Source organism: Hoyosella sp. YIM 151337, assembly GCF_026041215.1.
Classification (GTDB): Bacteria; Actinomycetota; Actinomycetes; order Mycobacteriales; family Mycobacteriaceae; genus Hoyosella.
In genome coordinates, this window is the sequence record NZ_JAPEIQ010000015.1 from 1 (window position 1) to 22,120 (window position 22,120).

The following is a 22,120-nucleotide window of genomic DNA, read 5'->3' on the forward strand; positions in this document are numbered from 1 at the left end:
GCACGCGACCAATGTTCGGCACAGTGCATCCAGTTGGGTGGCGTCTGCCTCCAACCTCACCTGAACAATCTGCTTCACACCAGCACCGTAACCCTCGGGTACGACAAGTCCTCGTACCCACAATCTAGAATTGGTCTATGTCACCACGGTGGGAACCAGACGCCGATGTGCGCAGGGGCCGGTCGGTCGTCTATAACTTGCACGCCCATTTGGTCTTCACGCCGAAGTATCGGCGCGGCCCGTTCAATTCCCAGATTCTGGACCGATGCGAGCAGGTCATGGCCGAGGTGTGTGGCGAATTCGGTGCCGAGCTGCGTGAGTTCAACGGGGAGACCGACCACGTGCACCTGCTCGTGCACTACCCGCCGAAGGTCGCGCTATCCCGGTTGGTGAACAGCCTCAAAGGCGTCTCAGCCAGACGGATACGGCAGGAATTCCCAGGCCACATCCGCCAATACCTGTGGGGCGAGCATTTCTGGTCACCGTCATACTTCGCAGGCTCCTGCGGAGGTGCACCATTGTCGATCGTCGCCGAGTACATCGAGAACCAAAAACGCCCCCGGTGATCCGTTAACGCTGCGCGTCAACACAAAGGCCGGGATGCGATTCCTCCCGGCCGTGAACGACCGGAGTTCCTCGCAAAATGACACTGAAAAATCCTGCTCACAAGCGTCCTGAACGACAATATTGGTTGGGTTGGCGCCCTCTGCGAACCCACTTGTATAAGGGAGCACGAACTGGTCGTACCGCGTCATAATGTTGGTGTAGGTAATCCCTGGGACATAGACGCCTCCGTCGTGCAGCTTCTCCAGCAGCGCTGAACCGGGCAGGAACTGCTCGCAGGCTCCGCACAGTGACAGCAATGCGTCGAAGTCCCGATCCACCCCAAGTTGCTCCGAGACAGCGGCTATCCCATCAACCGGGATCTCCGAACCGTTCCACAGGGGGGCGAGTGACACGTACTTGTCGATCTTGTCCGCGCCACCGAGGTACTTGGCGTAGTAGCTGGGGACGATCGTTCCCTGCTAGCGACGGCGAGTGCAGCCCTACGGTGCACGTGCTCCCCTTTTTCGTCCGCTCGCGGAACCACTTCTCTACGAAGGTCATTGATCATGCTGGTGCGCGTTTGGCGTAACTTCGGGCGCGCGGAGTGAGTTCACAGTGCCCGCCGCAGTATCGAGTCGACGACCCGCACCGGTAGCCTGCTGGCGAGCGCTCGGGCCCGGTCTGGGCGCACTGAATAGCGGAGCTTCGGCGTGCTTTTCGTGGCTGCCTCGACTATTACGGCCGCGAGTACCCCAGGATCATGGGCTTTCTCGTGCTGGGCGGCCGCGAGCCGCCCGGCCTTTCTGACGCGCTCGGCGAATGGTGACCCGTCGATGGTTGCATCTGCGAATGCCGCTTCGATTGACGCTGTCATGCCGGTCCGAAACGGGCCAGGCTGGATGATGCTTACTGGCACGCCGAGCGGCGCAAGTTCACGCCGGAGCGCGTCGCCGTAGGCTTCGACCGCGTGTTTGCTGAGCGCGTAGGCTCCGTTGAACGGCATCGCGGGCTGCCAGCCCGTTTCTGAGCTTATGAGAATGATGCGGCCATTACCGGCGCTCAATAGCGGAAATGCCGCTCGAACGACCCGGTGGGTGCCCATGACATTGACGTCGATAACGCGCTGCAGCTTCGCGTCGTCCATTTCGGCGAGGGGCCCGACACCGAGGACGCCTGCAAGGGTGACGACGCATTGAAGCTCGCTCGTCCCGAGGCCTGCGATTGCTTGTTCGACCGACTTTGTCGCGGTGACATCCATTCGGACAGGTACGAGCCCGGCGGCAGCTGCTGGTGGTGTCAGGTCAGCCGCGTATACGGTCCATCCGCGACGTGCGAACGCGCTGGCGGCCGCGGCTCCGAGTCCCCCACCAGCCCCGGTGATAAGCACTGATTGGGCCACTACAACCAGTCATCCCCGCACGGCCACGTGAGGAACGATTCGAGTGATTCCCGCGCGGGTGCGGGCATGGTTCGGTCAGGGGCGGTTGACGTGTAGTTTCCGCGGTAGAACAGCAGCGGGGGTCCGGCCACTGGCTCACCAAGTTCGAGAACACGACCTACCACGATGTAGTGGTCGCCTGCGTCGTGGACAGTTTCCACCGCACAGTCGATCCATGCTAAAGCGCCGTCTAGGAGCGGTGATCCGGTCGATGACGGCCGCCAGCCGACGGCCTCGAACTTCTTGTCACCGGGGGCTCCGAAGATCGTGCTGATGTCACGCTGGTCGTCGCTCAACACATTCACGGCGAACTTCCCGGCCGTCTCGATGATGGGCCAGGACCGGGACTTCTTCGCGGGGCAGAAGAGGACGAGCGGCGGCTCGAGGGACAGCGCAGCGAACGATTGGCAGGCGAACCCGACTGGCCCAGTATCACCATGTGCCGTGATAACGGCAACCCCAGTGCAGAAGTGTCCCAGTGCTTTTCGAAACTGTCGCGACTCGACGGCCACCTCGGATGCGCCTGCCATCATTGCTCCCGGAAGCCGACACTGAAGTCGTGCCCCCATAGGCTTACCGCGGTGCTTTCACGGGCGATCCAGGAGTGGTCGTCGACGGTGCGGCCTTCACAGCCGTATTCGACGTCGAACCCGCCGGGTGTCTTCATGTAGAAGGAGAGCATCAAGTCATTGACGTGGCGGCCGAGAGTTGCGGACATCTTCACCTTGCGGCGTAGTGCCCGATCGAGGCAGAGGCCTACATCGTCGGAGTTCTCCACCTCGACCATCAAATGCACGATCCCACTCGGGGTCGGCATGGGCAGGAACGCAAGGCTGTGGTGGCGCGGATTGCACCCGAGGAATCGAAGCCAGGCCGGCGGATCGGTTTCGGTGCGCCCCACTGCCTGCGGCGGGAGCTTCATCGAGTCGCGCAAGGTGAACCCGAGAATGTCACGGTAGAAGCGCAATGACGCTTCGTCGTCGCTGGTGGAAAGCACAACGTGGCCGAGGCCTTGTTCTCCCGTCACGAATCTGTGCCCATACGGACTGACGACACGGCGGTGCTGTAATGCTATGCCGTGGAACACTTCCTGGGCGTTCCCCGCCGGATCGTCGAACGTGATGAGTTCGTCGACGCGGCGCTCAGCGAGCACCTCCGCCGAAGCCTCCTTGTATGGGATGCCGTGGGCATCGAGCCGGTTCCGGACATCCTGCAATTCCCGGGCGTTCGCAGCTTCCCAGCCGGTCTGCGCGAGGCGGTCCTTCTCCCCCGGAACGATGACGAGGCGTGCGGGGAAATCGTCCATCCGCAGATAGAGAGCTTCCGGGTTTGCGCCCTGCCCTTCGACCATACCGAGCACCTTGAGGCCGTACTCCCGCCAGGCCGCCATATCGGTGGCCTCGATGCGAAGGTAACCGAGGGACCGAATAGTCATCAGGTACCACTCCCTGAATCATCGCTGAGGAAATCTATTGCGAGGCGGTTGAATTCGTCGAACTTCTCGAGCTGTGCCCAGTGCCCACAGCGACCGAAAACATGCAGCTGTGCGCGTGGGATCGTCTTCAGCGCAACGAGCGCGCCATCGAGCGGATTGACGCGATCTTCCCGACCCCAGATGAGCAGCACACGCTGCCGCAGCTTGTAGGCTTCGCGCCACAGCATGCCCTTTTCGTAGGACTGCGGATCCGAAAACGACTTACCCATCGCCGCCATCGCTTTCAGTGACTCCGGTGTCCGGGCGGCTTCGAATCTCTCGTCGATCAGTTCGTCGGTGATGAGGGACTGGTCGTACACCATGACGCGCAGGAATCGCTCGAGCTTCTTGCGGTCCGGGCCGGGAGGTGCTGCGAAGGACGCCAGGTTTTTCACGCCCTCAGTGGGGTCCGGTGCGAAGACGTTGACACTCAGGCCGCCTGGCCCCATTAGCACGAGTCTGCCTGCACGGCTGGGATTATCGAGAGCGAAACGCACGGCGGTGCCACCGCCCAGCGAGTTTCCGATGAGGTGTGCTCGCTCAATCCCAAGTGTGTCCAGCAGTTTGAGAAGCGCACCCGAGCTATGAACAAAGTACTGCGGGTGGTCTGTCGGCTTATCGGACCGGCCGAACCCAGGCTGGTCTACGGCGATGACACGAAACCGTTTCGCGAACACAGGGAGGTTGCGGCCGAAGTTGCTCCACGCTGACGCGCCTGGCCCGCCCCCGTGCAGCATGACAACGGTGTCGTCGTGCTCGGCTCCGGCCTCGTGGTAGTGCAGGCGGAGGCCAGGAGCTACTTCTGCGTACGTACCTTCGGTCATACCATTGAATCCTTGACGCGCTCGCCGAATTCGAACGTGCCGAACATCTGATAGGCCCGCTCGGGGTCGTTCGCGGCGTGCACGCGGCCCGCGTGCGCGTCGCGCCAATACCGCTGGATCGGAGTGCCTGATCGCAGCGCCATGCCACCGGAATTCTCGAAGAGACGGTCGATCGCCCGGATGGCGCGTTCGGTGCCGCGGACCTGATCACGGCGTACGCGCACTCGCGTCGCGAAGGGGATCTTCTCACCCGCGCACGCGTAGCGGTACTCCTCATTGATGTTGTGCATCAGCTGCAGCCATGCCGCATCAATTTCGCTGGCGGCTTCTGCGACGCGCACCTTCGCGAAGGGGTCCTCTTTCGCCTTCTCGCCCGCATATGCGGCGCGCACCCGATTGCGCTGGTGCTCGACATGCGCGTCGTAGGCCCCTTGTGCCATACCGATGATCGGAGCGGTGATGGTCGTGGGGTGGACGGAACCAAAGGGCAGCCGGTACAGCGGGGATGTGTTGACTGCTTGCCCAGGGACCTCGCACTTGGACATCGGCAAGAAGCTCAGCGCTCGATGCTGCGGCACGAACACATCCTCGACGATGATGTCGTTACTCCCGGTTCCGCGGAGACCCACGGTGTTCCACACGTCGACGATTGAGTAATCGCTGAGGGGAAGCAGGTACGTGCAGAAGTCGACGGGTGCACCTTCAGCGTTGAAGGCGGGCCCGCCGAGCAGTACCCAGGTCGCATGGTCACAGCCCGAAGAAAAGCTCCATTTTCCGGAAAGCCGGTAACCGCCGTCGACTACTGTCGCTTTGCCCATCGGCGCATATGAGGACGAGATTCGCGTGTCGGTGTCGTCGCCCCATACCTCTTGCTGAGCCGTGTCGTCGAACAACGCGACGTGCCACGGGTGCACGCCGAGGATCGATGCAACCCAACCGGTTGAGCCGCAAGCGCTAGCAATCAATTTCACGGCGGTGTAGAACGTTTCCGGGTCAGCTTCAGCACCGCCGTAACGCCGTGGCTGCAGCAGCTTGAAGAAGCCGGTTTCCTGGAGCGCTTTGATCGACTCGTCTGGGATCCGGCGTGCGTCTTCCGCCTCCTGCGCTCGATCGCGCAGTACTGGTAGCAGCTCGCGGATGCCTTCTAAGACCTCATGCGAGGCGGGGGTGTCCGGCACAGTCATCAAGCCCTACTTCCCGTTGAACAAAAACCTATGCCTCACGCCGCTCCAGATGGGTACCCGACCGACTTTGAGGCGTACGGCCATTTCATCCGCACGGTGAAATACTAGAACATGTTATCGTTTCTGTCGAGATTACCGCTCCAGCCACCCGCAGATACCAACGTATCCACCCTCCAGCTCGCTTCAGACGCAGCGCTCTGAACTGGGGATACATTATTTCAACACGTTGTTCTTCTCTCATATTGGAACGTGTTATAGACTCGGGGGGCATTCGTCGCGTGAGGAGACCCATGCAGGAACACGATGCTGTAGCCGCGTCGCAGGCCGCGCAGAGTTACGACGTAGTCGTCGTAGGCAGCGGCGCCGCAGGCATGACAGCTGCACTTGTGGCCGCCCACCACGGGCTCTCGGCGATTATCGTCGAAAAAACCAGCCGATTCGGCGGCTCCACTGCCCGGTCTGGGGGTGGCGTGTGGATCCCCGGGAACGAAGCCCTAGAGCGAGCTGGCGTCAAGGAGTCCCCCGATGCCGCACGCGCGTACCTGCGCAGCATCATCGGGGACCACGTGCCGCCCGAGCGCATCGACAGTTACCTCGATCGCGGCCCCGAGGTCATCTCGTTCCTGCTCGACGCGACACCGCTCGAATTTCGCTGGGTTCCGAACTACTCCGATTACTACCCTGAAGCCCCCGGCGGCACTATCCACGGCAGGTCTGTGGAGCCAAAACCATTCGACGGCAAGCGGTTAGGCCCAGAGCTAGCGAACCTCGAGCCTGACTATGGCAAGGCACCACTGAACGTCGTCGTCACCCAGGCTGATTTCCGGTGGCTCAACCTGCTCGCACGGCATCCACGCGGAATTCTTCAGGTACTCCGCGTCGGTCTGCGGTGGCTCCGCGCCAAGGTGTTCCGGCAGCATCTGCTCGGCCGTGGGCAGGCGCTTGCCGCCGCACTGCGCGCCGGTCTGATCGACGCCGGGGTTCCGCTGCTGCTGAATACGCCGCTCACCCGACTCGAGGTACGTGACGGTCGTGTCATCGGTGTCGTCGTCCACACTGGCGGCAGCGAAAAAATGCTGCGCGCACGGCGCGGAGTGGTACTCGCATCCGGTGGATTCGAACACAATGAAGTTATGCGCAAGCAGTACCAGCGCGAGCCCATTGGCACCGAATGGACAGTCGGCGCCCGCGGAAACACCGGCGACGGCATCCGTGCGGGGCAAGACGCGGGTGCCGCGGTCGACTTCATGTCGGACGCATGGTGGGGACCGTCGATCCCACTCACCGGCGGACCCTGGTTCTGCCTGTCAGAACGATCGCTGCCTGGCAGCATCATGGTGAACGATCGCGGTCAGCGATTCGTCAACGAATCCGCTCCTTACGTCGAGGCAACGCACGCCATGTACGGCGGCGAGTTCGGGCAGGGGGACGGCCCTGGCGAAAACATCCCGGCGTGGATTCTCTTCGATCAGCGCTACCGCAACCGCTACATGTTCGCCGGCGTCGGTCCGCGCCAGAAGCTGCCCGGCCGATGGTCAAAAGCCGGGATCGTGCAGCAAGCCCAGACCATCGGTGAACTAGCCGCGAAAATCGGTGTTCCGGCCGCTTCGCTGGAAGCCACCGTCGAGCGTTTCAACGGCTTCGCGCGCACCGGCCGCGACGAAGACTTCCACCGCGGTGAAAGTGCCTATGACCATTACTACGCAGATCCGCGCAACAAACCAAACCCGAGCCTCGCAGCCCTCGATACCGCGCCGTTCTACGCGGCCAAAATCGTGCCCGGCGATCTGGGCACGAAGGGCGGCTTACGCACCGACGCGCATGCCAGAGTGCTTCGCGAGGACGGCAGCGCGATCGAAGGCCTCTACGCCGCAGGCAACGCGAGCGCTCCGGTCATGGGACACACGTATGCCGGTCCTGGTGCGACCATCGGCCCCGCGATGGTTTTCGCGTACCTGGCAGTCGAGAACATGACTAACAAGGCTGACGCGCAGCCCCCTGAACACACCCAGCAACAAGGAGTGTCATGACGGCCTATCGCACGATCGACGCTGGCACGATGCCCGCCCGCTACGCCAGGGGATGGCACTGCATCGGTCTCGCCGAAAGCTTCAAGGACGGTGAACCTCACGCGATAAAAGCGTTCGGCACCAAACTCGTGGTCTTTCAGAGCGAGGACGGAAAAATCAACGTCCTCGATGGGTACTGCCGGCACATGGGTGGCGACCTCACCGAAGGCACGATCAAAGGCAACGAGATAGCATGCCCGTTTCACGATTGGCGCTGGGGCGGTGACGGCAAATGCAAGTCGATCCCCTACGCCAAGCGAGTCCCGCTGCGTGCCCGCACACGTTCCTGGGTTACGTGTGAGCAGAACAAGCAATTGTTTATTTGGCATGACCCGGAAGGCCACCCGCCGCCAGAGGATGTCGCGATCCCGCGACTCGACGCAGCGTTCTCAGACGAGTGGAGCGACTGGACGTGGAACACCGTTCCCATTGACGGCGCGAACTGCCGCGAACTCATCGACAATGTCGTCGACATGGCGCACTTCTACTACGTGCACTTCGCGTTCCCTACGTACTTCAAGAACGTGTTCGAAGGACACATGGCGACGCAGTACATGCACTCGCACGGCCGACCGGACATGATGGCAAACACCAAGTATGAAAACGTTGACTCGCACCTGCGTTCCGAGGCGACATATTTTGGGCCCGCGTGGATGGTCAACTACCTCTACAACGACTACAGCGGCTTCAAAGTGGACGTGATCCTTATCAACTGCCACTACCCCATCACCGAAAACTCTTTCATGCTGCAGTACGGGGTCATCGCCAAGAAGGTCGACGGACTCACCGACGAGCAGAACGCCAAACTAGCGAAGAGCATGGCGCGCAACTTCGGTGAAGGGTTCTTGCAGGATGTTGCGATCTGGAAGACGAAAGCGCGCGTCGACAACCCCCTGCTGTGTGAAGAAGACGGCCCGGTGTATCAGCTTCGGCGCTGGTACGAACAGTTTTACGTCGACGTCGCCGATGTCACCGATGACATGACGCAGCGGTTCGAGTTCGAAGTCGACACCACCAAGGCAAACCAAGTGTGGGAGGCCGAGGTCGCTGAGAACCTTGCCCGCAAGAAGGCCGAATCCGGAGTCTGACCATGTCCCGCACCAATGGATCGCCCCGCGAATGGCGAACAAGTTTCGGCGCACCCGCGACGCGACCGGAATCCCTCGCGGATCGGGCTGAGTTTCTCACCGGCGGTCTGGTGCCCATCCAGTGCCATCGCTGCGGCACCGAGGTACTAGTGAAAAAGAACAGCCTCAAACATACGAGCATCCAGTGGACCACAAGCCCCGCCTCAACCTGCCCGATCTTCGCTGCACAAGCAGATAGCGGGAGCCGCACAGCGTTGCTCGACTCGTGCCCCGAGCTGACGGAGAGCATCGCGCGCGCGGTCGCTGACGGACAGATAAGGGTAGGTGCCGGTGACTGAAACCCTGCCCGAACCAGCGCTGCCGGAAGCAGAGTTCTGCCGTGTCCGGGTGGCGCGTGCGATCACCGAAACCAGCGACGCACGGTCCCTGGAACTCGACGTGCCCCAGGAACTGGCCGAACGCTTCACGTACCGCCCAGGCCAGTTTCTGACCCTGCGGGTGCCCAGCGATCGGACTGGCTCGGTAGGTCGCTGTTACTCGCTGTCGTCCGCACCACACGAGGGTGGCCCGCTGAAGGTTACGGTCAAACGCGTCCGCGACGGGTACGGGTCGAACTGGTTGTGTGACAATGCCCGCGAAGGAATGTCGCTTGATGTCCTGCCGCCGGCTGGCGTCTTCACACCCAAGTCATTCGACACTGATCTCTTGCTGTTCGCTGGAGGAAGTGGCATCACACCGGTGATGTCCATACTGAAATCGGTGCTGGCCCGTGGCTCGGGGACGGTGACACTCGTGTACGCGAACCGCGACGAGAAGTCCGTCATATTCGCGTCAGAGCTTGCGGCACTCGCGGCGGCGCATCCCGACAGGCTGACGGTTCTGCACTGGCTCGAAAGCGTGCAGGGCCTTCCCACCGTCGAGCAATTAACCGCACTCGCCCGGCCTTGGGCGCAGCGTGAGGTGTTCATCTGCGGCCCTGCCGCGTTCATGGATGCGGCCGCCGATGCCTTGAGCAGATTGCAGGTCGATCGCAAGAAGATACACATCGAGAAATTCATTTCGCTGTCCCGCAATCCCTTTGAGGTCGAAGACGCCACCGGCCCCGAGAGCGACGATTCGGGTGAACCTGCGTCGCTCACCGTGGAACTCGATGGCGAACAGCACTCCTTCAGCTGGCCCCGAACAAAGAAGCTGCTCGATTTCCTCCTCGAAAAGGGTCTCGACGCTCCCTATTCATGTCGCGAGGGCGCATGCAGTGCGTGTGCGTGCCGGATTGTTACCGGAGAGGTGAAGATGCTGCACAACGAAGTGCTCGAGCCGGAAGATCTGGACGACGGCATAGTTCTTGCGTGCCAGTCACTGCCTGTCACTGACGACGTTGCTGTCAGTTACGAGTAGGCCATGCAGCTCGGAATTGTTCTCTTCACCAGTGATCGTGGCATCACACCCGCGACAGCAGCGCAGACGGCGGAACAACTCGGATTCGATTCGTTCTATGTTCCCGAACACACGCACATGCCGGTGCAGCGCGAAGCATTGCACCCGTCAACTGGCACCACTGAACTGCCGGACGACCGCTACATGCGCACGCTCGATCCCTGGGTTGCGCTCGCGGCAGCGTCAGCGGTCACCGATCGCATCAGACTCGGCACCGCCGTAGCGCTGCCCGTCGAACATGATCCCATCGCCCTGGCCAAAACTATTGCGTCAGTCGACCACTTGTCAGGCGGCCGCGTGATGCTGGGTGTCGGCTTCGGGTGGAACATCGACGAGCTCACTGATCATGGCGTACCGCGCGGGCGGCGCCGCACCATGCTACGCGAGTATCTCGAAGCCATGTCTGCTTTATGGTGCGACGAAGTCGCAGCCTACGACGGGGAGTTCGTCGCATTCGGGCCGTCGTGGGCGTGGCCGAAACCGCTCCAGCAGATCGACGGCGACAAGCGGAAAATTCCGGTCCTCGTCGGTGCCGCGGGCACTGAGAAGAACTTCGCGTGGATCACCAGGTCTGCCCACGGATGGATCACGACCCCCACTGAAACGGATATCACTGAGTCCATCGCACGACTGCAGAAGATGTGGCAGGACGCCGGACGCGCAGGCCAGCCGCATATCACCGCACTTGCTGGTAAGCCCGACTCAACACAATTGGAGCGATGGCGCGATGCTGGGGTCAGTGAAGTGCTCTTCGGACTCCCCGACCGCTCGTCCGACGAGGTGATCGCGTACCTGCACCGACTCGCCGACAAGCTGAAACTTACTACCGCACAAGGAGCCTGACCGTGCCAATCGACCCTTCAGTTGCCGTGGGCGCCGACCTTGGGGAAACGTCCTTCGCATGGGAGTCAAGCGACGTGCTGCTCTACCACCTCGGGATCGGCGCGGGCCGCGACCCACTGGATCCACGTGAACTGCGCTACGCGTATGAGAAGGACTTGCGTGTGTTGCCGACCTTCGCGACGGTGGCGGCAACAATCCGCGCCACTGAGCCCCCAAAAGTGTCTTTCCCGGGCGTGGAAATCGATCTTACGAAAGTTGTCCACGGAAGCCAGGCTGTCATCGCGCACCGCCCACTTCCGCCGTCCGGTAAGGCAGTAGCGAAAAGCCGGATTTCGAATGTGTTCGACAAAGGCAAAGCTGCAGTGATCGTGCAGGAAACCGTGGTGACTGATTCAAATGGGGAACCGCTGTGGACGTCCTCATCGAAGATTTTCGCTCGCGGTGAGGGGGGCTTCGGTGGTGAGCGCGGGCCGTCAGAACGCGTAGAAATCCCCGACCGGGAACCGGACGTCACAGTCGAAACCCCGACGCTGCCCCAGCAGGCGTTGCTTTACCGGCTGTGCGGCGACCGCAACCCCCTGCATTGCGACCCCGGCTTCGCGCGTGCAGCCGGATTCGAGCAGCCCATCCTGCACGGCCTGTGCACCTACGGCGTCGTCGCCAAGGCCGTGACCGATGCGGTACTTGACGGCGACCCTACGGCCGTACGCTCATGGTCAGCCCGGTTTGCTGGCATCGTCCTGCCCGGCGAAATACTGCGCACGCGAATCTGGGACATCGGCGGCAGGTTCGTTGTCAGCACAGCGTCAGTGGAGCGTCGTGCGCCCGTCCTGGCTGATGCAGTGCTCGAACGAGTCTGATTCTGCGGGTGCCAGGCTGGGGTACCTATAACTGATCTGCCGGTTTAGCACTGTGCTAAACGCCGAGAACAGCAATACTGTACTCGGCGTTGCCGGGCCTCCCTCACGCGGCAGAACCCCTCCGCGCGAGCAGCAGCGCGACCACCCCGAGCGCTTGAATTACAGCAAGTACCACGATGGCTGCACGGAACCCGGTAACCCCGCCATCTGCCGCCGTCCACGCGAACGCTGCGATCGCCGGAGCGATGGTCGACGCCATCATGCGCGTCGTACCGCTGATACCCCCTGCAGTGCCAGCCGCACCGGAAGGGGCGGCGGACATGATTGCGGCGATCACGGGTGTGTTAAACAACCCGAAACCGACACCCATCAGCACGAGCTGCCACGCCAGATCAAACACCGTTGCACCGTCGCCCAAACTGAGCATGATGAGTGTCGCAGTCACCGTGATGGCTGCACCAGCCACAGCGATGAGCAACTCTCCGAACCTGTCAGCGAGCCACCCGGCGGCCGGCGACACCAGCGACATCGCTGCTATCTCAACAAGCAGCAGGAAGCCTACGACTTCGGGGCCAAGCTGGAGGACATCAGCAACAAAGTACGGGATGAGGAACACCATCAGTGCCGCGTTGAAGCCCAGCAGGAAGAGTCCCGCCATAGTGAATCCGAACGCGCGCATCCGCATCAGCTGAACCACCGCAGCGGAGGCGGGCTGACGCTTCCACAAGATAGCCAAGATCACCGCACCGGCCGCAAGAGCGGCCGCAAAAATGGGACTCTCGGGGCGTTCAGTGAGCTGATTGAACACGAGCAGCAGCGCGGTCACCGCACCCCCCAACAGAAGTGCCTCCATCAACAAGGGCCGACCCGGTGCGGGAAGCCCTTTATCGCTGCGGGGCAGCACACGCCAGGCAAGGATGAGCACAGCAATCAGCAGCGGCAGCTTGATCACGAACACCGAGCGCCAGCCGAACGCACCTGCCGCAACACCACCGATGGCAGCGCCAGCCATACCGCCGGCGGTCATGATCGTGACAATCACGGAAACCGCGCGTCCGCGGAATTCTTCACGGGAACTGGCGACGACGATCGGCATGTACACGACGAGGATCAGCCCGCCGAACAAACCCTGAACAAACCGCGCGAGCAAGAGCACCGACATGCTGGGCGCGAAAGCCGCCAGCACACTCGCGGCCCCCGTCCCGGCCATCGCGATCAGGAAAATCGTGCGTGGGTCGGCACGGTCGGCCCACCGCCCGGCGGGAATCGCGATCGCGCCCATCGGCAGCGCATACGCGAGCAGAACCCACGCGGTCGCTGCTGGTGTCACCCCCAGGTCGGCGCCCACCGCGGGCAGCGCCACCGCGGCGATGCTGATCTCTGAGGTCACAACGAGCATGGCCAGCGCGAGCACGATGACCGGCGCCCACTGTGTGCGCGGACTGGTAGCAATTCGGGAGGAGAGAGCTGAGGTCGTCATGACAGCGACGCTATTTTTCCGTGAACGCAGGCGAATCTGTCAGTTGACGGTGGCTCGCGCCCAGTGCTCGCTGACCTACCGAACCCAGTCATGTGACAGATGCCGTGCCGACCCAGGATCAATAGCGTCGAAGACACAGCAACGTCACACAAAGGAGTAGCGCAATGTCTGTTCTTCGGCTTGCAATCATAGTTGGAAGCACCCGCGACGGCCGCTTCTGCCCCACCGCCGCCCACTGGTTTGCACAACAGGCACGTTCACACAGTGATTTCGAGATTGATGTGGTGGATCTCGCTGACGTCCAGCTTCCAGCCGTCATGACGGATTTCGGTGCCCCCGAACCAGCCGAAGTCACGGCGCTCGCGCCGCGACTCGCCCAGGCCGACGCGTTTGTTGTCGTCACGCCTGAGTACAACCACAGTTACCCGGCTTCGCTCAAAGTTGCGATCGATTGGTATCGCGACGAGTGGCAGGCGAAGCCGGTTGGTTTCGTGTCGTATGGCGGCATGGGCGGCGGCCTGCGCGCAGTTGAACACCTGCGCACGGTGTTCGCGGAAGTCCACGCGATGACGGTGCGCGATACCATCAGCTTTCATGCGTTCTGGGAGAAGTTCGATGAGGACGGCCAGCCGCGTGACGGCGAATCCTGTTCGCGGGCAGCAAAAGGCATGCTAGATCAACTGTCCTGGTGGGCAGGCGCGCTGAAGGAGGCGCGAGCCCGTGAAGCGTACTGCGGATAACGCCATGCGTATCGAGTTTGTCTTCGACTACCCGTGCGTGTGGTCGTACTTCACGTTCAACCGGTTGCAGCGCAGGCTTTCGGAGTTCCGTCGCGCCGGAGGAACTGCTGAGTTAATCTTGCGCCCTTACCAATTGGCGCCTGACGCCACCGCCGCCGGGGAGCCAAAACGTGAGGTACTGCGCCGCTCGTTTGGCAGCGACACCGACGACGCGATCGCGGGCATCGAGTCGCTCGCGGCAGCGGAGGGACTCCATTTCCGGCACGCTCGTGCAGTGTGGTCGAACACCTTCGGGGCGCACCGTTTGACCTTCCTCGCCCAGCAGCAAGGGCTCGGTGCGAAGACCGCGGAGCGGCTTTTCCGTGCTCACCACACGGATGAACTGAATATCGCGGACCCCCGAGTGCTTTCTCAGCTTGCGGCGGAGATCGGCGTTCGCTGGCGTGACGTCAGCGACGCACACATCGCGAACGAACTTGAGAGCGTGCGGCAGGCGGGTCTTCGATCTGTTCCCGCCACCCGCTTCGGTGGCAGCGCGTGGATGATTGGTGCGCAGTCCGAAGCCGCGCTCAACGCGGCGCTGACGGGTTCCGCCTCTCCCGCTGCGTAAGGTGGAAACATGCTCGTGGGCCGAGATGAGGAATTTGCCGCGCTGCAAGCGTCCGTCGAGCAAGCCCGGCTGGGCCGCAGCTCAGTGACGGTACTGCGTGGCGAAGCGGGCATCGGCAAATCCATGCTGCTGGAGGCGCTCGCAACGGCGAATCCCGATGTACGAACAGTGCGAGTGTCATGCGGCGAGTCTGAGAACGCCCTGCCTTTCGCCGCACTGCACATGCTTGTCCACCCGTTGCGATCGCATCTTGACGCGCTGCCGGTCCCCCAGGCACAGGCGCTCGGCACTGTACTTGGGACAGTCCGGCAGGCTGACGCCGGTGGCACGAATACCGCGAGCGACCGGTTTCTTGTCGGCCTGGCGCTGCTCACCCTGTTGTCGGATGTTGCGGAGGAGCGACCGCTCCTGTGCATTGTCGATGATGCACACTGGCTCGATCACAGTTCCGCTGAAGCGCTGCTCTTCGCCGCGCGGCGGCTAAGTGCTGAACCGATCGCGCTCGTCTTTGGAGTTCGGGACGGCGATGCACCGGAGTTCCTCGCAGCCGACTTCGCGGAACTGGCGCTGCAGCCACTCTCAGACACAGCTGCGCACCAGCTGCTGGATCAGCGCGACTCACAGCTCACTCCCGAGCAGCGTGAAGGACTGATCGTGGATGCGCGCGGAAACCCACTGGCTCTTCTTGAACTGCCCGCGAGCGCGGAAGCGGAACCGACATCCCGATTTCTTCGGCTCAAATCCGCTTTCGCGCAGCGCATCCGCGCACTGCCAGCCCCCACACGGGCGGCGCTGACAATTGTGGCGGCGGATGATACGGGCCTTCCTTCCGTGATTGTCGCAGCGATCACAGAGGGGGGATTGTCAGCGAGCGATCTCACCCCCGCTGAAGCGGCTGATGTGATTCACGCGCGCGAAGACCGGATCGAGTTCCGGCACCCGTTCCTGCGCGCGGCAGCGTACTACGCTGCGCCACTCGTCACGCGAACTGAAAGTCACCAGGCGTTAGCGGCCGCTCACCACGCAATCGGCGATCAATGCCACTACGCGTGGCATCTCGCTGCCGCCGCTACCACACCGGATGACTTTGTCGCCAAGGTACTTGACGAGGCAGCACGACCAGGCGGGAGGCTGCACCACAACGCCGGGACCTCACTCATGCTCGAGCGTGCCGCAGAACTGACGATCGATACTCGACAGAAGGCAGAGCGGCTGCGGGTGAGTGCTGAAAGCGCATCGTGCGCCGGACAGTTCGAGCGTGCCGAGCAACTCGCGGAGCGTGCGGCCGACTATGCGCAGGATCCACTTCAGCTCGCCGAGATCGCTCTCGTTCGTGCTTCCGTCCTGGACGCTCAGGATCAGCCACGGCTGGCGTACCGTTTGCTCTCTGATACTGCAGTTTCCGTCGCGCGGCTGGACGAGAGTTTCGCGGGTCACCTCCTGTTCCGTGCGGCACGCTCGGCTACCAACTCCGGCGACCTCGACGCGCTCGCCCGAATCGCCGAACGTGGCACCGATATGGAACTGCCGAATGCCCACACGATTACCGCGCTCGCCCGGGCCTTCACGGCCCAGCACACGTTCGAGCCCTCCGAAGATGATCCGCTCGCCACAGTCGTCACCGCCCTAGAAGGCTGCGGCGAAACACCCGAATTGCTTGACATCGGCTGGTGGCAGCTACTTCGTGGCAATACTCAAGACGCGCACGATCTCGCTAAGACAATCGAGTCGCGAGCCCGGAGCGATGGGGCCGCAGGCATGCTGGCCGCGGCACTGCCGCTGTTGGCACGGACCCAGTTGATTCTCGGCCAGCTCGACGACGCACAGACTAGCGCTGAGGAAGCCGCGACGATTTCACGCGATATCGGCGCACGGCGCCACAGTCTTTACGTCTCGAATGTGCTGGGCCAGATCGCAGCGATTCGCGGTGACGCCGAAGCCTGTGTGCGCTACACGGAAGAACCTTTGCGCCGCAATATCGCGCCGGGAAACATGCATGCTCTGGCTGCTCGCAGCCTCCTCGATCTCGGGAACAGCCGACATGAGAGTGCGTTCACCACGCTTCAGTCGATGATGCGCGGCCCTGGCAGACAGGGAGCGATCGCCAGCCTTCCCGATCTCGTTGAGACGGCGATGCGGCTGGGTGACCGCGCCACTGCCATGGAGGCACGTGAGTGGTTCGGCCTTTGGGCACGCAACCTGAATAGGCCGTGGGCGACGTCAATTGCGATGCGGTGCCGCGCGCTCACGGCGAGTGACACCGAGGCCGGAAAGCTCTTCGCGGAAGCAATCGGGCTGCACGCGCACCCCGGGCCACCATTCGACTACGCGCGTACCAGCCTGCTGTACGGCGAGTGGCTCCGGCGTCAGCGCGAAACCACTGAGGCGAGGGTCCATCTGCGGCACGCGGCGGGAACATTCGAACGCATGCGGGCACACCCGTGGCTTGAACGTGCGAATGCCGAACTGCGCGCAGCTGGCGCGCGAATTGAGAATCAGCCGCTCGACGATAAGACCGGGACGCTCACTCCGCAAGAACGCCAGGTTGTGCGCCTTGCCGCCAGTGGACTAAGCAACCGCGATATTGCGTCCCAGTTGTTTCTGAGTCCGCGCACCGTCGGTTACCACCTGTACAAGGCCTACCCAAAGCTCGGTGTCACATCGCGCGGTGAGTTGGCTGCGGTGCCGGGCTTGACTTAGCCGAACCCAAGCCAGGACGTTCGCAACTGACTAGTTCCGCAGCACCAGACCACTCGTCGGCACACCGGTTCCGGCCGTCACGAGCACGTGCTGAACAGATTCGACCTGGTTGACGGCAGTACCCCGCAACTGCCGTACCCCTTCGGCGATTCCGTTCATGCCGTGGATGTAGGCCTCCCCGAGTTGGCCGCCGTGTGGGTTCAGCGGCAGTGAACCCTGCAGTTCCAGTGTGTCGCCCGCGATGAAACCCGGCGCTTCACCGCGGTTACAGAAGCCGAGTTCCTCCAGCTGCATCAGGACGTACGGCGTGAAGTGGTCGTACAGCACGGCGACGTCAACGTCACCCGGACTGATGCCGGACTGCCTCCAAAGCTGGCGTGCGACCACACCCATTTCAGGTAGTCCGCTGATTGCATCCCGGTAATAGCTGGTCATGATGTACTGGTCCGGCCCACTCCCTTGGGCCGCCGCCGCGACCTGCACCGGCACGTTACGCAGGTCCCTGGCACGTTCCGCGCTTGTCACCACAAGCGCGACCCCGCCGTCGGATTCCTGACAGCAGTCAAGCAGGTGCAATGGCTCGGCGACCCATCGCGACTCCTGGTGATCCTGAAGCGTGATGGGTTTGCCGTAAAACCAGGCATTCGGGTTCGTAGCCGCGTGTTTGCGGTCGATCACAGCTATCGTGCCGAAATCCTCACTAGTGGCGCCATATTCGTGCATGTACCGGCGGGCGCTCATCGCGACCGTTGCGGCGGGCGTGGCAATCCCCATCGGGTAGTGGAAACTGTTGTCCACCCCCGAGGTGTTTACCTGGCCTGCCGCTGCGGATGACACCTGACCAAAGCGGTACCCGGATCGCTCGTTGAAAGCGCGATACACGACAACAACGTTGGCGACCCCGGATGCAACGGCCATGGCGGCTTGCTGAATAGTCGCCGCAGCCGCGCCGCCCCCATAGTGAACGCGGCTGAAGAACGTGAGTTCGGGGATGCCGAGCTCACGTGCGACCGCGATCTCGGCGTTGCTGTCCATGGTGAAGGTGACGAGCCCGTCAACGTCGGCCGGCGATAGTCCCGCGTCGTCGAGTGCCGCGGTGATGCACTCGACGGCGAGCCGGAGTTCGCTGCGCCCAGAGTCCTTAGAGAATTCGGTCGCACCAATTCCGGCGATAGCGGCTTTGCCTGCAAGCGTCATCTACGCACTCCTCGTCGGGACGGTTATCTCCACGGATCCGCTCACATGGTCGCCGAGGCTGTCGCGGGCGCGCACGTCGATCATGAACCGGCGCTCCCCCGCGACGACGCGGTCACCGGATACTCGTCCGGAGAACGTCAAGGTGTCGTAGGCGTAGCACGGCACACCAAGCCGGATCTTGATGGAGCGGATCAGCGCCTCGGGCCCGGCCCATTCGGTGACGTAGCGCTGCACGAGCCCGTTATCGGTCAGGATATTCAGGAAGATGTCTGTGGAGCCCCGGGCTACAGCCGCGTCCCTGTCGTGGTGGACATCCTGAAAATCGCGGGTAGCGAGAGCGGTGCTGACGATGAAGGTTGGCGTCGCCTCGATCACCATCTCTGGCAGTTCGTCGCCCACGCAGATCTCTTGTGCGGTCCGGGTTTTCATGCCACCTCCCAAGCGGGCAGGGTCAGGTCATCGTCGATGCGCAAGAACACAGCGCGCACACTGAGACCGATTTTGACGTCCGACGGTTCGGTGCCGATGAGTTCACCGAGGACGCGCACGCCTTCATCTAATTCAACCAGCGCCACCACAAACGGCGTCTTCTTGCCAGGCACTTTCGGATGGTGGTGCACCACATAGCTGTACACGGTCCCCGTCCCGCGCGCCACGACATAGTCAGGCGTCACTGTGAGGTCGCCATTCGGGGAAGTTGCACCGGGTGGGTGGCGTAATTCTTTGCCCCACCGCTGAATTCGGAGCTCGCCCCGCTTCGTGCCTTCCCAGAAGAACTCCGTGTCACGGGAGACAACTGGCCGGAGCACGCTTGTCGCGTACTCGGATGCGTCGACGATGCGCGCAGCGGTTTTCGGCTTGAACTTCAGCACCCGGAACACCATTTCAGCGACGGGTTCGCCTGCCGCTGCCCACGTCGTCACGGTGGTGACAAACCATCCGTGGCCGAGTGCTGTGTCTTTCGGGCCGGTAACATCGGTGAGCCGTGTTGTCGCGGTGACATACTCGCCGGGACGCAGATAGCGGTGATAGGTCTGCTCGGAGTTCGTCGCAACGACCGAAGTGAAGCCCTCATCGTCGAGGGCGGCCATCATAGCGCCGAGCGGGTCGTCGTCGCTGCGAGTGCCGTGCAAACCTCGCATCGTCCACACTTGTGCCATCGCGGGTGGCGCAACGACCCCGCTATGGAGTGATTGATTCGCGAACTCTGGGTCGGTGTACACCGGGTTCGTGTCGCCGATAGCCTCCACCCAGTTGTTGATCATCGCCTGATTGACGGGATCGCGCGCCAGAACCGGGGCCGAGTCGCCCTGCGCAGCAATACGTTCAGCTATTCCCCGAATATCGCTCATCGGATCACCCGTGGCAGGCCAAGTCCCATCATCGCTATGAGCTCACGCTGGATTTCGTTCACGCCGCCTCCAAAGGTCAGCACGAGGTTCCGTTTTGCGGTGACGTCGAGCCACTCGGCAAGTTCCGCCGTCTCGGGGTCGTCAAGGCAACCGTATCGCGCGACGATCTGTTCAAGCTGCGCACCGATCTGCTGTATCTGCTCGGAGCCGAAGATCTTGGTGGCCGACGCGTCGGCTACATCGACCGGCTGTGCGGCATCGATCGCAGCGACCTGCCAGTTGAGGAGCTCATTTATACGCTGCGCTGCCTTAGTTTTCGCGAGCGTCACGCGCACGTCGCTGCGATCCAGAATGTCGTTGCTCGCCGCCCAGGCCTTCACTCTGTCGTACACCGCGCCGATCCGGCCGGCGGGCCCGAGCATCACGCGTTCGTGGTTCAGTTGGGTCGTGATAAGCCGCCAGCCTTCATTTTCGGTGCCGACAAGCATCGAGGCTGGCACGCGTACATCGTTGTAGTACGTGGCATTGACGTGATGAGCGCCGTCACACGTGATGATCGGTGTCCAGCTGAAACCGGGATCGCGAGTATCGACGATGAGGATCGAAATACCCTTGTGTTTAGGAGCTTTCGGGTCGGTCCGGACGGCCAGCCAGATGAAGTCGGCGTCATGCGCGCCAGTGGTGAATATTTTTTGCCCGTTGACGACGTACTCATCGCCGTCACGGACAGCGGTGGTACGCAGCGACGCGAGGTCGGTGCCAGCTTCTGGTTCGGTGTACCCGATCGCGAAGTGCACCTCGCCTGCCAGGATTTTGGGCAGGAATAACTGCTTCTGTTGGTCCGTCCCGTAAGACTGCAAGGTCGGCCCCACAGTCTGCAAAGTGACGGACGGCAACTGCACATCAGCGCGAGCGGCTTCGTCGGCAAATATGTGTTGTTCGATCGGTCCAAAGCCGCGGCCACCGAATTCCGTGAGCCAGCCCACACCCAGCCACCCGTCTTGGCCCATGCGCCGCACAATGGCCCGAAATATGGGACCGTGCCGTTCGACCCGCATTGCGGCGCGTTCGTCGGCCGTCACGAGGTTCGAGAAGTAGTCGCGCAGCGTGCGCTGTAATTCGCGCTGACTCTCCGTGAGATCAATGTGCACAGCTAGACCCCCAGTCCTTCAAGCTGATGTTCAGCACCCCCGAGCATGCGCGCCACGTCTTTGATGACCGAGTAGTGCCGGTGCAGCGGATACGTCACGTCCACCCCGATTCCACCGTGCAAATGGTGGCATGTGCGGACAGCGGGCAAACCGTGCTCTATCAGCCAGTACGCCGCGAGCGCGATGTCCTCGTCGGCGGCAAGCTTCTGAGCCAATCGCCAGGACGCCGCCTTGAGCGCGAGTTCCGTTGTCCGCGCGGCGATGTACACATCTGCTACTTGCTGGGCCACGGCCTGGAAGGTCGCTAGCGGTTTACCGAACTGTTCACGGGTGCGCAGGTGCTGTCGCGTCAGGTCGAGTGCCCCCGTCAGCGCCCCGCACCCGACGGCGACGGCCCCGATTGTGGCGCACCGCCGAAGGTACTCCACCGATTCGCCGGACGGCTGAGCGCCCAATGGGGCCGCCCGCACGCCGTCGAGCTGCACCACGTATTCGGGGTCTCCGGAGGACGTGGGCACGCGTGCCATCGATACGCCTGCCCCGCCGGGGTCGACGAGAAAAAGCCCCTGCCCGCTGTCAGTCTCAGCCGGAATCACTAAGCGATGGGCATGGTTCGCGTAAGGCACCACACTCGTGCGCCCGGTGAGTCGCCACTCGCCGCCCCGGGCCGCGGTGACCTCCCACGCTGCGCCGGGCAGCATCCCGGAAAGCACCGCGTTACCGGAACCAGCCTCTGGCAAGAGGCTATTCTGCTGTTGCGCTGTCCCAAAAGCCGCGATGGGCAGGGCACCGAGCGCCAGGGTTGCGAGAGCGGGTATGCGTGCGCCTTTGCGTGCGACCGCCTGGAGTACCACCACCAATTCAGGGATACCGAGTCCGTCTCCCCCGGCGCTGGCTGGGTTAGCCAGTGCGAGCAACCCGGCCTTGGCGAGGCCCGCCCAGAGTTCCTTATCGAACTCGCCGGACGCTCCTTCTGGATTGGCGTTCAGTACCGCCTGGGTGAGGCCACTGATCTCGCGCTGGGTGTCGTCAAGCTGAAAGTCCACGCAGCTACTCCGTTCCACAAGGCCAGTTACCGCAAAATTGTAACACGTTCTATTATATTGTTGAGCGAGACTAGCCACGCA

21 protein-coding genes are annotated in these 22,120 nt (G+C 62.5%); 10 read left to right on the top strand and 11 right to left on the bottom strand.

The genetic code is table 11. The features are described 5' to 3' along the window. The first annotated feature begins 137 nt into the window (after positions 1–137). A complete protein-coding gene (gene tnpA, locus ONR57_RS08635; RefSeq protein WP_265122793.1) occupies positions 138–566 on the top strand; it encodes an IS200/IS605 family transposase in 429 nt (142 codons plus the stop codon). Between the two features lie 590 nt (positions 567–1,156). Here tnpA and ONR57_RS08640 read toward each other — a convergent pair. From ONR57_RS08640 to hsaA, 5 genes are read right to left on the bottom strand one after another with little or no spacing between them, the layout of a single operon-like run. After that, positions 1,157–1,945 carry an SDR family NAD(P)-dependent oxidoreductase gene (locus tag ONR57_RS08640; protein WP_265122795.1) on the bottom strand — a complete coding sequence of 263 codons (789 nt, stop codon included), beginning with the start codon at positions 1,943–1,945 and terminating at the stop codon, positions 1,157–1,159. After that, positions 1,945–2,514, bottom strand: coding sequence for a 3-hydroxy-9,10-secoandrosta-1,3,5(10)-triene-9,17-dione monooxygenase reductase subunit (gene hsaB, locus ONR57_RS08645; protein ID WP_265122796.1), 570 nt, complete (start codon positions 2,512–2,514; stop codon positions 1,945–1,947). The genes ONR57_RS08640 and hsaB overlap by 1 nt, the downstream gene beginning before the upstream one ends. Further along, on the bottom strand, positions 2,514–3,419 hold the full coding sequence (gene hsaC, locus ONR57_RS08650) for an iron-dependent extradiol dioxygenase HsaC (protein ID WP_265122797.1): 906 nt from the start codon (positions 3,417–3,419) through the stop codon (positions 2,514–2,516). The genes hsaB and hsaC overlap by 1 nt, the downstream gene beginning before the upstream one ends. Beyond that, positions 3,419–4,282 carry a 4,5:9,10-diseco-3-hydroxy-5,9,17-trioxoandrosta-1(10),2-diene-4-oate hydrolase gene (gene hsaD / locus ONR57_RS08655; protein WP_265122799.1) on the bottom strand — a complete coding sequence of 288 codons (864 nt, stop codon included), beginning with the start codon at positions 4,280–4,282 and terminating at the stop codon, positions 3,419–3,421. The genes hsaC and hsaD overlap by 1 nt, the downstream gene beginning before the upstream one ends. After that, entirely contained in the window at positions 4,279–5,466 is a 1,188-nt protein-coding gene (gene hsaA, locus ONR57_RS08660; RefSeq protein WP_265122800.1) for a 3-hydroxy-9,10-secoandrosta-1,3,5(10)-triene-9,17-dione monooxygenase oxygenase subunit, read from the bottom strand. Before hsaA ends, hsaD begins: the two co-directional genes overlap by 4 nt. A 290-nt stretch (positions 5,467–5,756) precedes the next feature. Here hsaA and kstD point away from each other — a divergent pair, with 290 nt between their 5' ends. Genes kstD through ONR57_RS08690 form a run of 6 tightly spaced genes read left to right on the top strand, consistent with a single transcriptional unit; the run spans position 5,757 to position 11,763 of the window. Continuing rightward, positions 5,757–7,496: a 3-oxosteroid 1-dehydrogenase gene (kstD, locus tag ONR57_RS08665; protein WP_265122802.1), complete on the top strand. Its 1,740-nt coding sequence runs from the start codon at positions 5,757–5,759 to the stop codon at positions 7,494–7,496. Beyond that, positions 7,493–8,623 (top strand): 3-ketosteroid-9-alpha-hydroxylase subunit A, encoded by a 1,131-nt coding sequence (locus ONR57_RS08670; protein WP_265122803.1) that lies wholly within the window; start codon positions 7,493–7,495, stop codon positions 8,621–8,623. The genes kstD and ONR57_RS08670 overlap by 4 nt, the downstream gene beginning before the upstream one ends. A 2-nt stretch (positions 8,624–8,625) precedes the next feature. Then, positions 8,626–8,961 (top strand): hypothetical protein, encoded by a 336-nt coding sequence (locus tag ONR57_RS08675; protein WP_265122804.1) that lies wholly within the window; start codon positions 8,626–8,628, stop codon positions 8,959–8,961. Beyond that, positions 8,954–10,021 (top strand): ferredoxin--NADP reductase, encoded by a 1,068-nt coding sequence (locus ONR57_RS08680; RefSeq protein WP_308198670.1) that lies wholly within the window; start codon positions 8,954–8,956, stop codon positions 10,019–10,021. The genes ONR57_RS08675 and ONR57_RS08680 overlap by 8 nt, the downstream gene beginning before the upstream one ends. A 3-nt stretch (positions 10,022–10,024) precedes the next feature. Next, complete coding sequence (locus ONR57_RS08685) at positions 10,025–10,903, top strand: LLM class F420-dependent oxidoreductase (RefSeq protein ID WP_265122806.1); 879 nt, start codon at positions 10,025–10,027, stop codon at positions 10,901–10,903. A 2-nt stretch (positions 10,904–10,905) separates the two neighbouring features. Beyond that, positions 10,906–11,763, top strand: a complete 858-nt coding sequence (locus ONR57_RS08690) for a MaoC/PaaZ C-terminal domain-containing protein (RefSeq protein ID WP_265122808.1) — start codon at positions 10,906–10,908, stop codon at positions 11,761–11,763. 103 nt (positions 11,764–11,866) lie between these two features. On the opposite strand, the gene ONR57_RS08695 is transcribed toward ONR57_RS08690, so the two are convergent. Then, complete coding sequence (locus ONR57_RS08695; protein ID WP_265122809.1) at positions 11,867–13,243, bottom strand: MFS transporter; 1,377 nt, start codon at positions 13,241–13,243, stop codon at positions 11,867–11,869. Between the two features lie 164 nt (positions 13,244–13,407). Here ONR57_RS08695 and ONR57_RS08700 point away from each other — a divergent pair, with 164 nt between their 5' ends. From ONR57_RS08700 to ONR57_RS08710, 3 genes are read left to right on the top strand one after another with little or no spacing between them, the layout of a single operon-like run. Continuing rightward, the gene (locus ONR57_RS08700) at positions 13,408–13,983 is read left to right on the top strand and encodes an NADPH-dependent FMN reductase (protein ID WP_265122810.1); all 576 of its coding nucleotides are present in this window, start codon (positions 13,408–13,410) and stop codon (positions 13,981–13,983) included. Then, a complete protein-coding gene (locus tag ONR57_RS08705) occupies positions 13,964–14,593 on the top strand; it encodes a DsbA family protein (RefSeq protein WP_265122812.1) in 630 nt (209 codons plus the stop codon). The genes ONR57_RS08700 and ONR57_RS08705 overlap by 20 nt, the downstream gene beginning before the upstream one ends. 9 nt (positions 14,594–14,602) lie before the next feature. After that, positions 14,603–17,293 (top strand): LuxR family transcriptional regulator, encoded by a 2,691-nt coding sequence (locus ONR57_RS08710; RefSeq protein ID WP_265122813.1) that lies wholly within the window; start codon positions 14,603–14,605, stop codon positions 17,291–17,293. Positions 17,294–17,323: 30 nt separating this feature from the next. Here ONR57_RS08710 and ONR57_RS08715 read toward each other — a convergent pair whose 3' ends face one another. The 5 genes from ONR57_RS08715 to ONR57_RS08735 are packed head-to-tail and all read right to left on the bottom strand — an operon-like array spanning position 17,324 to position 22,039. Continuing rightward, positions 17,324–18,490, bottom strand: coding sequence for a lipid-transfer protein (locus tag ONR57_RS08715; RefSeq protein ID WP_265122814.1), 1,167 nt, complete (start codon positions 18,488–18,490; stop codon positions 17,324–17,326). After that, entirely contained in the window at positions 18,491–18,919 is a 429-nt protein-coding gene (locus ONR57_RS08720) for a MaoC family dehydratase (RefSeq protein ID WP_279347646.1), read from the bottom strand. It abuts the gene before it with no gap. After that, positions 18,916–19,842, bottom strand: a complete 927-nt coding sequence (locus ONR57_RS08725) for a bifunctional MaoC family dehydratase N-terminal/OB-fold nucleic acid binding domain-containing protein (protein WP_265122815.1) — start codon at positions 19,840–19,842, stop codon at positions 18,916–18,918. Before ONR57_RS08725 ends, ONR57_RS08720 begins: the two co-directional genes overlap by 4 nt. Further along, the gene (locus ONR57_RS08730) at positions 19,839–20,993 is read right to left on the bottom strand and encodes an acyl-CoA dehydrogenase family protein (RefSeq protein ID WP_265122816.1); all 1,155 of its coding nucleotides are present in this window, start codon (positions 20,991–20,993) and stop codon (positions 19,839–19,841) included. The genes ONR57_RS08725 and ONR57_RS08730 overlap by 4 nt, the downstream gene beginning before the upstream one ends. A 2-nt stretch (positions 20,994–20,995) precedes the next feature. Beyond that, a complete protein-coding gene (locus ONR57_RS08735; RefSeq protein WP_265122818.1) occupies positions 20,996–22,039 on the bottom strand; it encodes an acyl-CoA dehydrogenase family protein in 1,044 nt (347 codons plus the stop codon). Positions 22,040–22,120 lie beyond the last annotated feature (81 nt).